Source organism: Pseudomonas sp. So3.2b, assembly GCF_019464415.1.
Taxonomy (GTDB): domain Bacteria; phylum Pseudomonadota; class Gammaproteobacteria; order Pseudomonadales; family Pseudomonadaceae; genus Aquipseudomonas; species Aquipseudomonas shahriarae.
On record NZ_CP080494.1, the window covers coordinates 3,125,552 to 3,139,376 of the forward strand.

Sequence of the window (13,825 nt, forward strand, 5' to 3'; positions counted from 1 at the left end):
AGGTAATGAATATGATCCGGTCTATCGAGAACGAAAGTCGTCGCCGCTTCCTCAAAGGTACAGCAGGCCTCACTTTGGCCGTTTATATGCCTTGGTCGCTGGCTGACAGCACCGCGCGCGCGGGAAAGAAGGAGGGAGAGTTTGAACCCAACGCTTTCTTGCGCATAGGCGAAGATAATGTCGTCACCGTCATCTCCAAACATTTGGAGATGGGACAAGGCGCTTACACTGGTCTGGCCACTTTGGTTGCTGAGGAGTTGGATGCAGACTGGGCGCAAGTCCGTGTTGAAAGCGCCCCGGCAGAGTCGCGTTACAAGAATTCGCTATTGGGTATTCAAGGTACCGGTGGCAGCAGCTCCATCGCCAACTCTTGGGAACAACTGCGCATGACCGGAGCTACCGCTCGCGCCATGCTGGTATCGGCCGCGGCTTGGCTGTGGAAAGTGCCGGCGCAAGAAATCGAAGTGGTAGATGGGGTACTGCGGCATGCTGCGTCGGGTAAGCAGGCAACATTCGGCCAACTTGCCAAGCTCGCCGCCGATCAGCCGGTCCCGGCCCAGGTCAAGCTCAAAGATCCCAGTGCATTCAAACTGATCGGTCGGCAGCAGTTGGCGCGTAAAGACTCGGCTGACAAGGTCAATGGCAAGGCGATCTATACCCAGGACATTCACTTGCCCGGCATGCTAACGGCTGTGGTTGCTCATCCGCCGCGCATTGGCGCCAAGGTGAAATCCTTTGATGCCAAGGCGGCGCTTGCCATCCCTGGAGTGGTACATGTGGTGCAGATCCCCAGCGGCGTCGCTGTTGTGGCGAAAGACACCTGGAGCGCAAAGAAGGGGCGTGACGCAGTAGCGATCCAGTGGGACGAGAGTGGTGCGTTCAAGCAAAGCTCCGAGCAGTTGTTCAAGCGCTACCGTGAGTTAGCCAAAACGGAGGGTACGGTTGTCCGCAACGATGGTGATGTTAATACCGGTCTTGCGGGCGCAACGCGTACGTTGGAAGCGGAGTACGACTTTCCCTTTCTTGCCCACTCGGCCATGGAGCCGATGAACTGCGTGGTCGCCCTGACTAAGTACGGTTGTGAAACTTGGCATGGTGCGCAAATGCAGTCACATGTGCAGACGGTGTTGGCCGACCTGTTCGGCCTGGAACCGGAGCAGGTTCGGGTCCACACGCTTTACGCCGGTGGCAGTTTCGGCCGGCGGGCTAGTAAAGATGCTGATTACGTTTTGGAAAATGCCCATATCGTCAAAGCTATCGGTGGGAAGGCGCCGGTAAAACTGGTGTGGTTACGCGAAGACGACATGCAGGCCGGCCACTACAGACCGATGTACCATCATCGCCTGACTGCCGGGCTAGATGAGCAAGGCAAACTGGTGGCCTGGCAGCACCGTTTGGTCGGTCAATCCGTGTTCGCAGGATCACCTTTCGCTGCGTTTATTAAGGATGGCATCGACTCCACATCGGTAGAGGGAGGGTCGACGCTTCCTTATCGAATCCCCAATCTGCGTGTTGATCTGCATACCCCAAGCGATATTCCAGTACCCATACAGTGGTGGCGGGTAGTGGGACATTCCCATAACGCTTTTTCCACCGAGTGCTTCTTCGACGAGCTGGCTCAGATGGCGGGACAAGATCCAGTGGCATGGCGCCTGGCTATGCTGGAAGGCCATTCACGTCATATAGAAACGCTTAAGTTGGTGGCGCAGAAAGCTGGCTGGGATAAACCGTTGGCAGCAGGCAAGCAGGGTGAGCGTCGTGGCCGTGGAGTGGCACTGCACGAAGCCTTTGGTTCGGTGGTAGCCCAAGTGGCCGAGGTTACGGTTCAAAGCGATGGCCAGTTCAAAGTGGACCGTGTGGTCTGCTCGGTGGAGTGCGGCATTGCGGTCAACCCGGATGTAATCCGTGCTCAGGTCGAGGGCTCCATTGGCTTCGCTCTTTCAGCGGCCATGCACGAAGCGATTACCTTGACCGACGGTAAGATTGATCAATCCAACTTCCATAACAACGAACCGCTGCGCATCTATGACATGCCTAAGGTCGAGGTACATATAGTGCCGTCGGCAAGCCCGCCAAGCGGTATCGGTGAGCCGCCCGTTGCGCCTCTCGCGCCGGCGTTGGTGAATGCACTGGCAGCAGCAACCGGTAAACGTATCCGGCGCCTGCCTATCAGCAATCAGTTGTCGGCTTGACCATGCAACACTTGGATTTGCAGGTCATCGAGCAAGCACTGACCTGGTCCCAGAATGGGGAAACCGTTTGGCTGTGCACAGTGCTCGCGACGTTCGGATCATCGCCACGGGGGCCTGGCTCTTGGTTGGCTGCCCGCAGCGACGGACGTCATGTCGGTTCGCTGTCAGGTGGCTGCGTCGAGGAGAACTTCCTCGAGCGCCTGCAAGACGGCCAATTCGAGGACCGTATTCAGATCGTGCGTTACGGCGATGCGCAGGACGGGCCACAAGATTCGCGAATCACGCTGCCTTGCGGTGGCATATTGAAAGTGCTGATCGAGCGTCTGCCTGCCAATTCGATGACTTTGGATCAGTTGGGGATCATGCAATCGACACTGCGTGGGCAGCGCCATCTACTGCGATGCGTCAACCTGAGCAGCGGTGAAGCCCGCTTCGAAGTCGACGACGGCCTGGGCCCCCGAGTGGTTGAACAGATCGAACGCGAAATCGTGCATCTGCGCATCGGTCCGGCTGCACGCCTGATCATCGCAGGCATGTCGCCGGTATCGGTGGCATGCGCAGAGTTTGCCAGCACACTTGGTTTCGAAGTCATCCTCTGTGACCCAAGAGAAGAAGCCTTAGCGGGTGTTGAGCTACCTGGCATAGAGGTTAAACCTATCTTGCCATCGATGTTCATCAGCGCAGGGGGATGTCATGCAGCCACTGCCGTAGTCGCCCTTACTCATGATCCGCGTATCGACGACTTGGCAATGATGGAGGCTGTATGCACGTCGGCTTTCTACATCGGCGTCATGGGCTCGCTGCAAACTTCTAAACTGCGCGCGGAACGACTGCGTCGAGTTGGGGGATTAAGCGACGAGCAAATTGCTCGATTGCATATGCCTATAGGTCTGTCCTTGGGCAGCAAGACGCCTGCTGAGATCGCCCTGGCAGTGATGGCGGATATCATCCGAGTCCAACGTGGGCGGTCGCGCGATGCGCTCTGAATCGATCGTTGATGCGCAGGGACGGCGTCTGGGCAACTTGCGCGTTAGCCTGACCAGTGCCTGCAACTACGCTTGCATCTACTGTGTGGCTGATGGCAAACGTCTGCAGGCTCGCGACGATAGCTTGCCGCTAGACAAGTTATTACTGGCAGTGGAGTACCTGAAAACGGTAAACCCACTAGAACGTCTGCGGATCACTGGTGGAGAGCCGTTGATCAGCCCTCTGTTCGATGGTTTCATGAAGGCGGTACGACGGCTCGGCTTCGAAGATGTGTCGCTGACCAGCAACGGACAGTTGTTGTCGCGCAAGCTCCCGCTATTACTAGAGGCCGGCGTCAAGCGCATCAATATTTCACTCGACACCCTGGATGCTGAAGCTTTCCAGCGCATCGCCCGCGGCGGGGATCTAGCTACGGTTCTTGAAAGCATTGACCGGGCCTTGGAGGCCGGTTTCCAGGTGAAAATCAACATGGTGCCGCTTCGTGGGCACAATCAGGATCAGATCCTGCCCCTGCTTGAATACTGTCTCGCGCGGGGAATGGAGTTGCGCTTCATCGAATTGATGCGCATGGGGCATCTGGCGCGCGATGATGAAACTTTTCGTCGGCAGTTCTATGGCATGGCCGAGATTCTTGAGGTTATCGGTCAGCACCATCCGTTCAGCGCAGTACCGAGTGCGCCCAGCGCCACGGCATTGCGCTTCAATATACCGGGGCGAGGTGACTTCGGCGTGATCGCCAACGCCAGCGCGCCTTTTTGCTGCAGTTGTAACCGAGTGCGCCTAAGTTCGAGCGGGTGGCTGCATGGGTGCCTTTCCTCCAGCCAAAGCCATTACTTGGGCGATGCCCTTGAACTTCCACGCGATCTTGCCTTGTCACGTATTCGCGAATTGTCGAGGCACGCCTTACTGGACAAACAACCGACTCATTTCACGGGCGACCTCATGATCATGAAAGTCATTGGTGGGTAATAAGCAATGATCCCTGAAACTGAATCGCCACCTCGGGTATGGGTAATACGCAGCATGGTTTCTGCCCGGGCTAGGAGCCAGGGCCTGCTAAGTGGTATACGGGCGATCGAGCACGCGGATGCATTGTCAGCGGCGAGCTTTCTTAGTGACATGCCCTGGATCACTGGCGACACTCTGCATCATCTCGTGTCAGTAGTCTCGCCTGAACGCATAGTTATTCCGACATTTAGGAGGGTGCAAGGGGCTAATTTCTTGTTAAAGCGGCAGTTCTGGCAAACGTTAAAGTTGCTTGCTGAGGACTTCGATGAAAAAGACCAATTGCAGGTGGCTCCGCACCCTGTATGGCCCCCAGAACTAAGCGATATCGATTCCCGGCGGCGTGTCGAAATCGAAGAGTTCATCGAATGGTGATCACGCCTTTAGAATTTTCATCGTTCGCTTAGCTGTACAAGTACGACGTTCTACCTTTTTTAAGCTGGTTAAATGCGAATAAAAACATCCAAGTCTACAAGCTACACATCGAGCAATATTCATCTCTGAAGCTTTTCTGTAGAGCTCCTTTGGAAAGAGATGAATCTTTAGCGCCCCTCGGGGCGCTCTTTTTACCTAGTCGTTGGAAAATATATCTACTCATGGTGCCTGCAGTTTTACATATCCCTTCTAAGCGCAAGTCCTCGCCTGGAAAAGCGAATCGCAGATACCCACCCGCGTCGCCATGGTGCTTCCCGAACTGCTCCAACTGCCTGACAAAGAGCGGAAGAGCTGGCAGCGGTATATGGCCGAGCCAGAATAGCTGGACTGGCTTGCGAGGCAGCATGCACTACAATCAAAAAGCCTAGGCGGAGTGACGAAATATAGGCGCCGGAGGAGTGGACACAAATGCAAAAGAATACTGAAAGGCTGACAATCTTGATTGCCCCATCGACTAAACAGCGTCTGGAGCAGGTCGCGGAAGAGGAAGACAAAACAACGTCGCAAATCATTCGGAGGCTGATAAAGCTATACCTCATAGAAGCCGAAACTCGGAGGTTGACCGGTGAGCCGGAGTAATTTTCTTTCGGGCAAGATCGCGTTGGAGTTACATATAGGAATACTCGGCCGCGTGGCCCCAAAAACTGTACTGCTCATCAAGGATGGAACTATCTATGGAAGTGGCCTCAACTCATCCAGAGTATTTTTCGCATGTGCGCACGATTATCGGCATGGTCTTGGGCCTAAGCCTTGCGCGACTGGTAAACGGCCTGACACGCTTCGTACAGCACCCAGGAATAATTAAAGTTTATCCTGTCCACCTTGGGTGGGTGATATTCCTCTTCATCACGATCGTGCACTTTTGGTGGTACGAATTCCATTTGTCGCGGATCCCTGTCTGGACATTCCCACTCTATGGGTTCCTGCTTTTCTACGCGATGGTGTTTGCAGCGCTCACGGCATTATTGTTTCCCGACCAAATGTATGAGTACAAGGGATTCGAGGACTACTTCGAGCAGCGCAAGCGCTGGTTTTTCGGACTACTTGCCTTTGCGTTTTTGCTAGATGTTGGAGATACATTAATAAAAGGCGAGGATTACCTGTACTCACTCGGGGTCGAGTACTTGATCCGACAGATTGCGTTCGTCCTCCTTTGCATAATTGCAGTAGCAATCACTTCAAAGAAACTCCAGATGGTTTTGGTGCTCGCGGCCATTACTTATCAGGTGAGTTGGATCTTGAGGCTTTATGTCATCCTTTGACAAGGCACGCACCCGCGTGTCTCCCACGGGCGCCGCAAGCTTCGATCTGCACGCGGCGGCCCGGTAAACCACCGGTTTGAGAGCCCAAGTACCCGTGGCCTGATATGGTTCTCCACCGGGTTGTAGTCGATGGGCACGGCCTCGTCTTCCGGGTAGCGCGTCAGCGCTACCCAGCGTTTAAGTCTGTAACCCAGGGTGTTGGCCGTTGCTGATCCATTGGGCATCTGATCGAGGCTAGGCGAGAAAGTCATGCCGCAGGTTGTGCCAGAGTAGGAGTCGATCAGCGGCGATAAGCTGATACCGGCATAAGTTTGCCGGTATCTCTTTTACTGCCGCATCAGGAGAATCCAGTCACCGCATGGGGTACATATGGGGCCTCAAGGCGTTTGACTTCCTCTTCGCTCAGTACCAACTCCAGCGCAGCGATTGCGTCGTCAAGTTGGGTTGCTTTAGAGGCGCCAACGATAGGTGCTGAGACGCCACGCTTGGCTAACACCCATGCCAACGCAATTTGCGCCATAGGCACGCCTCGTTCCCCAGCAATCTGCTCAACAATGTCAATCACCCGACCGTCTTCGACTTCAGTAGCCTGGTAAAACGACTGCCCTGAGAGATCGGTTTTGGTGCGCTCGGTCTGCTGGCCGTATGGTCTGGTCAGCCTGCCGCGTGCCATCGGACTCCATGGCATCAACCCCACGCCCTGATCGAGGCAGAATGGGATCATTTCCCGCTCTTCTTCTCGATACACCAGGTTCAGATAGTTCTGCATGGACACAAACTTGCTCCATCCGTTTGCCATGGCGACCTGCTGTGCTTTAGCGAACTGCCATGCATACATGGATGAGGCGCCGATGTACCTGGCTTTGCCTGCTTTGACGATGTCATGCAGGGCCTCCATCGTTTCTTCGATAGGCGTGTCGTAGTCCCAACGATGGATCTGGTACAGGTCGATGTAGTCGGTGCCCAAGCGAATCAGGCTCGCATCAACGCCGGCCATGATGGCTTTACGAGAAAGACCTTTCTCGTTTGGCTTTGCGGAGCCTTCCCATTCCCTCATGTTTGCCGGGAAAAATACCTTCGTGGCGATTACGGTCTCTTCTCGACGTGTGAACTCCTTCAGCAGCTTGCCAACGATAATTTCCGACGTTCCAGCGGAGTAGCTGTTTGCTGTGTCAAAAAAGTTGATCCCTTGCTCCACTGCGTGCTTGATGATCGGTCGGCTTGCTTCCTCACCCAATGTCCAGGGATGCATGCCAGCATCAGGATCACCGAAGGTCATGCATCCAAGGCACAGTCTGGAAACATCAAGGCCCGTGCTACCAAGTTTCACGTACTTCATAAATCCTCCATCAAAACTTCGATTGGGTGGGTAGTTGCATTCGCAGCCCTCAACGCAAAAACCGAGTAAGTTCGGTTTCTATGTCATTGCGTGTTTAGTCTTTGAAATCGGTCGAGATAGACAGCTCTTTCCATTCGAGCAACTCAGCTTCAACCAAACGATTCTTCTCGCCAACGATGGCTACCGTGTCACTACCCATCGCCAAACGCTGTGGAGGGTTAGGTGCATTGACCAGCGTCAACATGGCTTCTGCAAACTTCAATGGATCACCGGGCTGCGCGTGGTTAGCGCCCTCAGCAAACTGCCGCATTTTACCGACCGTCTCATCGTAGTCAGACAGCTCCAGCGCGGTCTTGATCAACGACTGCTCATCAAGAAAGTCGGTGCGGAAGAAACCGGGCTCAACGACCGTCACTCGAATTCCCAGAGGTGCCAATTCCTGATGCAGTGCCTCGGTAATGCCTTCCACAGCAAACTTGGTGGAGCAGTACACACCCCAACCGATAAACGACTGATATCCGCCTACAGAGGAAATATTGATGATGTGCCCGCTACGTTGCCGACGCAGGTGCGGCAGAACAGCGCGCGTCACGTTGAGCACACCGAAGACGTTTGTGGCGAACAGGCGTTCCGTCTCTTCAGCACTGGTTTCTTCAACGGCGCCCAACACGCCAAAGCCGGCGTTGTTGACGACCACGTCGATCTGGCCAAATCGCTTGATACCTTCGGCAACAGCCTGATGTGCTTCTTCTTCACTGGTTACGTCCAGGCGTACAGCCAACAGATTCGGGTGATCTCCCAAGCGACTGGTAATGTCTTGAGGCTTGCGAGCGGTAGCGATGACTGCATCACCAGCACGCAGAGCTTGTTCTGCGATGAGTGTGCCAAAACCACGAGAAGCGCCTGTAATGAACCAAGTACGCATATCAACTCCTCCTGCCAGTAGCCCGTGCGGCATTGCCGGGCCTTACTGATAAGTTGACGCAACTTTAAATGTGCATTACTGATGTGTTAATACCATGAAGGTTACTTGACTCTGTGAAAGCGGCTCACAAATGAAATCTCCATCTCCCGCCGATTTATCGATCTTTTTGAGCATCGCTCAGCATCTAAACCTGAGTAGAGCGGCGATAGATCTTGGCCTTACCCCCTCAGCATTGAGCCATTCGCTGCGAGTACTGGAGAGTCGTCTCGGCGTGCGCTTATTCAATCGGACGACTCGTAGCGTCGCCCTTACGGAGGCGGGGGAGCGGCTGTACATTCGTTTGCGGCCTGCGTTTCGAGATATCGATGATGCCCTTGAAGATCTCAATAGCTTTCGTGACAAGCCTTCTGGCAGTTTGCGCATCACCGCAGGACGCCAAGCTTGCGAATTGGTGCTGCTCCCAATTGTTAGCCCGTTTCTCCAGCAGTACCCGGATATCAGAGTAGAGATTGTCGAAAGTGATGCGTTTGTAGACGTAGTAGCTGGAGGGTTTGACGCTGGGGTGCGCTTCGGTAATCGTCTAGAAGCAGACATGGTTTCTCTGGCTATTGGGCCCAACATGCGGTCAATTGTTGTGGGGGCACCTTCGCTTTTCGAACGCCATGCTGCGCCGCAAAAACCCGAGGATTTGCATCGGCTCCCCTGTATTCGCCATCGATTTCCCAGTGGCTCGATTTATCGCTGGGAATTCGAGCGGGGGGGAATCGCCCAAGAAATCGAAGTTAACGGTCCACTCACTCTGGGTGACGTCAGCCTTATGCTCGGACCAGCCATAGATGGGCTGGGGTTGGCTTATGTCTTTGAAGGCATGGTGACTGAGTATTTAGCAGATGGGAGACTGAAACAGGTCTTAGCCGATTGGTGCCCATACTATCCAGGGTTGCACTTGTACTACCCTGGCCGGCGACATACTCCCGCTCCGCTAAAGGCATTTATTGAATTCACTCGCTCTACCCGCCAGATCAAAAATTTATAGCGTTATTATTTTTTCCAACGACCTCTGTAGTTGGCGTTCCTGGACGGAATTGTCAGGATTTCAGAGGCGCCAGAAGATCGCTTCAAGTCTACAAATTGAGGTGATCGGATAGCGCTCGACGGCGGTTTGGGAGCGGCAGCGTATGACTTTTCCGAGAAGTGGCTGTTGGACTTCAGCCTGGGGCATCCTTTTCAAACCATCCAAAGCATGCCCTCAGATTTGCCCCCAATGTAGCAATCCACTGGAAGTGAATGGATCTCCATGGCCTATGAAAAGCCAGAAATGATCAGCTAAACAGCCTGCCCGACAACGCCTAAAGACTCTCAGGGTCGCCGAAGAACATCTGTATCCGCGACCGCAACCAGCGCTCCCCCGGATCATTGTCCTGTGAACCACGCCACGCCATATGCAATTCAAAACTGCGCACCGGCAACGGCGGGTCTTCAGCCCGCAGGCCGCCTGCGGCGGTCAGGGCTTCGGCGGTGTAGTCGGGCACGGTTGCGAGGATGTCGGTGCCCGCCAGCAGGGTGCCCAGGCCGTTGAATTGCGGGACGGCCAGCACCACATGGCGCTTGCGATCGAGCTTTTCCAACTCTTCATCAATAAACCCGCTGAGGTCGCCGGCAAACGAGACCAGGGCGTGGGGGCGGGCGCAGAAGTCGTCCAGGCTCAGGGAGCCGGGCACGCTGTCGGCGCGCAGCAGTTTGGGCAGGCTGCGGCGCAGCAGCTTGCGCTTGGCGTTGGCCGGCAGGTCGGCGGTGTAGCTGACGCCGATGGAGATTTCCCCGGAAGCCAGCAGGCCCGGCATCAGGATGTAATTGACGCGGCGGATCACCAGCACGATGCCCGGTGCTTCGGCGCGCAGGCGCTTGAGCAGGGGTGGCAGCAAGGCGAACTCGACATCGTCCGACAGGCCGATGCGAAACACTGCGGTGCTGGTGGCCGGATCGAATTCGGCGGCGCGGCTGACGGCGGTGGAAATCGAATCCAGGGCCGGCGAGAGCAGGGCGAAAATCTCCACCGCCCGGGCCGAGGGTTCCATGCTGCGCCCGGTGCGCACGAACAGCGGATCATCGAACAACCCGCGCAGGCGCGACAAGGCGGCGCTGATGGCCGGCTGGCCGAGGAACAACTTCTCGGCAGCGCGGGTCACACTGCGCTCATGCATCAAGGTTTCGAATACGATCAACAGGTTCAGGTCGACACGACGCAGGTCGTTACGGTTCATCTTGTGTCCTGGCAGATTCAGCGAACTTGACGTGAGCGGCCACATGATAACAATGGCCGGCATGAATCTTACGGGGAAAGGCTGGTACTCTGCACCGGCTAATTCAGATTTCCTACGCTGCCTGGGGTATTTTCCGAGGGGGCGGAATCAATGACAGACATGACGACTATTAATGGCGACTGGTGGCCTTGCCCCGAAAGCCCAGATAAAGTTCATGGCATTAGAGGTTACTTTGGCGAGGTTTGCGATGTCCCGCACGATCCGTTTTCACAAGTTTGGTCCGGCCGAGGTGCTCAAGTGCGAAGAGCATGAAGCCACGTTGCCCGCACCGGGCGAAGTGCAGGTGCGTGTCGAAGCGATTGGCATCAGCTGGTACGACATTCTCTGGCGGCAGAACCTGGCGTCTTCCCATGCGCGCTTGCCGTCGGGCCTTGGCCATGAAATGGCCGGTGTGGTGGTGGCGGTGGGCGAGGGCGTTGAAGACCTGGCCATTGGCGACAAGGTTGCCAGTTTTCCGGCCGAAAGCCCGAATGACTATCCAGTGTATGGCGAACTGATTGTCCTGCCCCGTTCAGCCCTGACCCGTTACCCGGATGTCTTGAGCCCGGTGCAGGCCAGCGTGCATTACACGCCGTTGTTGATTGCCTACTTTGCCTATGTCGACCTGGCGCGGGTCAAGCCCGGGCAATTCGCCCTGGTCACGGATGCCAGCCATTGTGCCGGGCCTTCGTTCGTACAATTGGGCAAGGCCCTGGGGGCGCGGGTGATTGCTGCCACCAAGTCGCCGGACGAGCGTGAATACCTGCTGTCCCTGGGCGCGGAAAAGGTCATCGTCACTGAAGAGCAGGACTTGCTGATGCAAATCAACAAGTTCACCGAGGGACGCGGCGTGGATGTGGTGTTCGACGGCCTCGGTGGCCCCCAGATGTCGCTGTTGGGCGATGTGCTCGCACCCCGTGGCAGCCTGGTGTTGTATGGCTTGCAAGGTGGCAACCAGACCCCGTTCCCGGCCTGTGCCGCGTTCCAGAAAAACATCCAGTTCTTTGTGCACTGCATCGGCAACTTCACTGGCAAGCCGGAGTTGGGCATTGCCCAGGACCAGGCCGCATTGCAACGGGCCCTGCGCGAGATCAACCAGTTGACCGCCGACGGCATGCTGGTGCCGCTCAAGACCCGAGTGTTTGCGTTCAGCCAGTTCGTCGAAGCCCATCGCTATATGGACGAATGCCCATGCCGCGAGCGGGTGGCGTTGCAGGTTGAAGCCGTTTGATCTGTGGGAATGTTCGTAAACGGACATTTCGCCGGTGTTTGCCATGGGGCAAATACGCCATTTAGAAGGACAGGATCTCCGCACCTGCTGAATCTGCCGCCGGGATTCTTCCCCTGCAAAACCTGCCTTTAATGCCGCCGCTGCCCTGAATCCAAGAGCAGCGGCGTTTTACATGGGCACTGCGGTAAACACCTGCTCGCCAAACTGCACTGGTTTTTGCGCCGAGTCTGTATCTTTTAATCATCAAACAAGCGCTGATAATTGCCCAGTCACTTTCATCTCAAGGACTGAGCAATGATTGCAGAAATCAAATCCAAACAGCGGTTCGCTGTAACTAACAAGTCGTCTTGTATACCGGCTCAAGGACGTTGGCCTGTAGAGAGAGGCTTAAAGTGCGCGCGAACTGAATCCCGACCTTGCCCTGCACTGCATATGTCAGATCATTCTTTAATGTTTGAGTTAAAGACTAGTAGGAAGTTGTAAGACCGTTCCTAAGGCCGTCATTGGGCCGCTGTAGGGGCTTTCTTCAGCAGGTGGTGGCATCTTCGTCGGGATGTTCCAACTGGCGTTTTGTTGTGCGGTGCTAACATTTAGCTATCAGCTTTAATCGCAACAGACGTCAACTCTAAGCAAACAGCAGATCGGACAGGCACGCGCAACTGCTTGCTCGGAACTGACAGTTAACCTCAGGTAGTAAAGCTATGAGCGCTATTCACGAACAAGCCATGAATTATGTTTACCAGCAGGTATTGCAACGGTTGCAGGGCTACTTCTCGCGAGCGGAGCGCACCACACTTCAGTTATTGATTCAGCGGTTGATTGTAGCGGCAGGTGGCATCGAGCAGATCGGCGACTACAAAGTACTGGTCACCCACGGGGGCGGCAAAGGCAGCAGTTACGCACTGGCCTTCTTGCGCGCCGCCCAATTGACCATCGCCGGCCGGGCGCCGAGGAGTTTTCAATTGCGAGTCGCCACCCTGCGCCATACCGGGATGACGCAAGCGGCGCTGGACAGCATTCATCGGGGCTACAGCGCGTTGTTTTTCCACGACGACCCCAGGGTCGAGCTGCTGATGGTGGAAAACCAGGAAGTTCTGCCCTTCAACCACCTGCGCCCCGCTTCAGCAGCGGGCCAGGATATCGGCCGGCGCAACATGTTGATGATCGGGCATAAGCGTTCAGGGGATATCCGCGCCAGCGTGTGCAACGACAGATACTTGTCCCTGGGGGATTTCTATCGCCGTATCACGGCATGGGACGGCGGGGTGCACGCCCTGGTCAGCAGTGATTCGCCGCGCCAGCAGAACCAATACCTGGCGTGGCTGTTCAGGACCACCCGCGCTGCTGGCATGAAAGGCCACGCCGGCCAGCCACTGGCGCTTAATGCCCTGTTTTGCCGGATGGATGATTGCAGCGCCGGCTATTACCGCGATGTCTATGGCGAACATTACGCGTCGGAGGATAACGCTTCCAAAGAGGTGCATCGTCACCTGACCTATATCGGCGTGGCCGATCTGTTACGCGCGGCCGGGCAGGATTTCACGGCACTGCTTAACGATTTTATGGGTTACAAACAGGATGAATTCGCCTTTCAGTTCAGCACCCCGGCCTACGCCAACCCCTTGCTGATGGCGCATATGCATGGCCTGCAGGCCGAAGTGCTGCTGGGCCTTGATTATCGAGAGGGCGTCACGCGCTTTATCGAACACGCCAGCGGCTTTATGCGCCGTAAAAAAATCCCCGAATTGCTGATTGCCCAAGCCGGCACCAAGGATGGGCGCATGCTGGCGGCGACCTACGCCCGCGAGTTCTTTGGCCTGGAGGAGAGCCAACTGGTGTGCCTGTTGTTTTCACCGTTTATCCAGCAAGGACAGCGGCTGGAAGCCTTCTTGCGTCGCTGTCACCCGGGCATGCTGGTGGTGCTGCCCGAACTGCACAAAGCTCTCGAGGGCAAGGCGTCGGCAGAGCTGATCCAGCATTGGATGGTCGATACCAGCGGTTTGCCCCTGGCGCTTTTGCAGCATTTGTACGGCACCCATGTCGCGGCCAATGCGGCCTGTATCAATGTCGAGGAGCCGGCCACAGGACCGTGCGGCGTAACAGGGTACTGAGGGTGGTTGCGCGACGGCAGCCGTTGCTCGGGCAG

Annotated in this window: 12 protein-coding genes and 1 pseudogene; 9 read left to right on the forward strand and 4 right to left on the reverse strand. The window is 55.9% G+C overall.

The genetic code is table 11. From position 1 onward, the window contains the following. The first annotated feature begins 11 nt into the window (after positions 1 to 11). From K1X80_RS13965 to K1X80_RS13990, 6 genes are all read left to right on the forward strand, one after another. Entirely contained in the window at positions 12 to 2,192 is a 2,181-nt protein-coding gene (locus K1X80_RS13965; protein WP_233093256.1) for a xanthine dehydrogenase family protein molybdopterin-binding subunit, read from the forward strand. Positions 2,193 to 2,194: 2 nt separating this feature from the next. Then, positions 2,195 to 3,178, forward strand: coding sequence for an XdhC family protein (locus K1X80_RS13970; protein WP_057959690.1), 984 nt, complete (start codon positions 2,195 to 2,197; stop codon positions 3,176 to 3,178). Beyond that, positions 3,168 to 4,148 carry a GTP 3',8-cyclase MoaA gene (locus tag K1X80_RS13975; protein ID WP_057959689.1) on the forward strand — a complete coding sequence of 327 codons (981 nt, stop codon included), beginning with the start codon at positions 3,168 to 3,170 and terminating at the stop codon, positions 4,146 to 4,148. The genes K1X80_RS13970 and K1X80_RS13975 overlap by 11 nt, the downstream gene beginning before the upstream one ends. A gap of 54 nt (positions 4,149 to 4,202) precedes the next feature. Further along, positions 4,203 to 4,559 (forward strand): NTP transferase domain-containing protein, encoded by a 357-nt coding sequence (locus K1X80_RS28545; RefSeq protein WP_057959688.1) that lies wholly within the window; start codon positions 4,203 to 4,205, stop codon positions 4,557 to 4,559. A 468-nt stretch (positions 4,560 to 5,027) separates the two neighbouring features. Then, a complete protein-coding gene (locus K1X80_RS13985) occupies positions 5,028 to 5,198 on the forward strand; it encodes a ribbon-helix-helix protein, CopG family (protein ID WP_120733054.1) in 171 nt (56 codons plus the stop codon). Positions 5,199 to 5,293: 95 nt separating this feature from the next. Continuing rightward, positions 5,294 to 5,881: a hypothetical protein gene (locus tag K1X80_RS13990; protein ID WP_057959687.1), complete on the forward strand. Its 588-nt coding sequence runs from the start codon at positions 5,294 to 5,296 to the stop codon at positions 5,879 to 5,881. 41 nt (positions 5,882 to 5,922) lie between these two features. Here K1X80_RS13990 and K1X80_RS28190 read toward each other — a convergent pair. The 3 genes and pseudogenes from K1X80_RS28190 to K1X80_RS14005 form a co-directional block, all read right to left on the reverse strand. Further along, positions 5,923 to 6,111, reverse strand: a pseudogene (locus tag K1X80_RS28190) (transposase); the annotation flags it as partial. 107 nt (positions 6,112 to 6,218) lie between these two features. Next, complete coding sequence (locus tag K1X80_RS14000; protein ID WP_057959686.1) at positions 6,219 to 7,220, reverse strand: aldo/keto reductase; 1,002 nt, start codon at positions 7,218 to 7,220, stop codon at positions 6,219 to 6,221. A gap of 94 nt (positions 7,221 to 7,314) precedes the next feature. Beyond that, entirely contained in the window at positions 7,315 to 8,145 is an 831-nt protein-coding gene (locus K1X80_RS14005) for an oxidoreductase (RefSeq protein WP_120733060.1), read from the reverse strand. A gap of 130 nt (positions 8,146 to 8,275) precedes the next feature. Between K1X80_RS14005 and K1X80_RS14010 the strand changes: the two genes are divergently transcribed. Then, a complete protein-coding gene (locus K1X80_RS14010) occupies positions 8,276 to 9,181 on the forward strand; it encodes a LysR family transcriptional regulator (protein ID WP_120733062.1) in 906 nt (301 codons plus the stop codon). 313 nt (positions 9,182 to 9,494) lie between these two features. On the opposite strand, the gene K1X80_RS14015 is transcribed toward K1X80_RS14010, so the two are convergent. Continuing rightward, entirely contained in the window at positions 9,495 to 10,409 is a 915-nt protein-coding gene (locus K1X80_RS14015; protein WP_057959684.1) for a LysR family transcriptional regulator, read from the reverse strand. Between the two features lie 247 nt (positions 10,410 to 10,656). On the opposite strand from K1X80_RS14015, the gene K1X80_RS14020 reads away from it, so the two are divergent. Together K1X80_RS14020 and K1X80_RS14025 are read left to right on the forward strand one after the other, a co-directional pair. Continuing rightward, on the forward strand, positions 10,657 to 11,679 hold the full coding sequence (locus K1X80_RS14020; protein ID WP_120733064.1) for a zinc-dependent alcohol dehydrogenase family protein: 1,023 nt from the start codon (positions 10,657 to 10,659) through the stop codon (positions 11,677 to 11,679). A 701-nt stretch (positions 11,680 to 12,380) separates the two neighbouring features. Next, positions 12,381 to 13,790 (forward strand): hypothetical protein, encoded by a 1,410-nt coding sequence (locus tag K1X80_RS14025; RefSeq protein ID WP_120733066.1) that lies wholly within the window; start codon positions 12,381 to 12,383, stop codon positions 13,788 to 13,790. Positions 13,791 to 13,825: the final 35 nt, after the last annotated feature.

What these genes read in the sequence shown, in the direction of transcription:
- K1X80_RS13965 (WP_233093256.1), top strand. Translation starts at nt 12, where the DNA reads ATGATCCGGTCTATCGAGAACGAAAGTCGTCGCCGCTTCCTCAAAGGT.
- K1X80_RS13970 (WP_057959690.1), top strand. Translation starts at nt 2,195, where the DNA reads ATGCAACACTTGGATTTGCAGGTCATCGAGCAAGCACTGACCTGGTCC.
- K1X80_RS13975 (WP_057959689.1), top strand. Translation starts at nt 3,168, where the DNA reads ATGCGCTCTGAATCGATCGTTGATGCGCAGGGACGGCGTCTGGGCAAC.
- K1X80_RS28545 (WP_057959688.1), top strand. Translation starts at nt 4,203, where the DNA reads ATGGTTTCTGCCCGGGCTAGGAGCCAGGGCCTGCTAAGTGGTATACGG.
- K1X80_RS13985 (WP_120733054.1), top strand. Translation starts at nt 5,028, where the DNA reads ATGCAAAAGAATACTGAAAGGCTGACAATCTTGATTGCCCCATCGACT.
- K1X80_RS13990 (WP_057959687.1), top strand. Translation starts at nt 5,294, where the DNA reads ATGGAAGTGGCCTCAACTCATCCAGAGTATTTTTCGCATGTGCGCACG.
- K1X80_RS14000 (WP_057959686.1), bottom strand. Translation starts at nt 7,220, where the DNA reads ATGAAGTACGTGAAACTTGGTAGCACGGGCCTTGATGTTTCCAGACTG.
- K1X80_RS14005 (WP_120733060.1), bottom strand. Translation starts at nt 8,145, where the DNA reads ATGCGTACTTGGTTCATTACAGGCGCTTCTCGTGGTTTTGGCACACTC.
- K1X80_RS14010 (WP_120733062.1), top strand. Translation starts at nt 8,276, where the DNA reads ATGAAATCTCCATCTCCCGCCGATTTATCGATCTTTTTGAGCATCGCT.
- K1X80_RS14015 (WP_057959684.1), bottom strand. Translation starts at nt 10,409, where the DNA reads ATGAACCGTAACGACCTGCGTCGTGTCGACCTGAACCTGTTGATCGTA.
- K1X80_RS14020 (WP_120733064.1), top strand. Translation starts at nt 10,657, where the DNA reads ATGTCCCGCACGATCCGTTTTCACAAGTTTGGTCCGGCCGAGGTGCTC.
- K1X80_RS14025 (WP_120733066.1), top strand. Translation starts at nt 12,381, where the DNA reads ATGAGCGCTATTCACGAACAAGCCATGAATTATGTTTACCAGCAGGTA.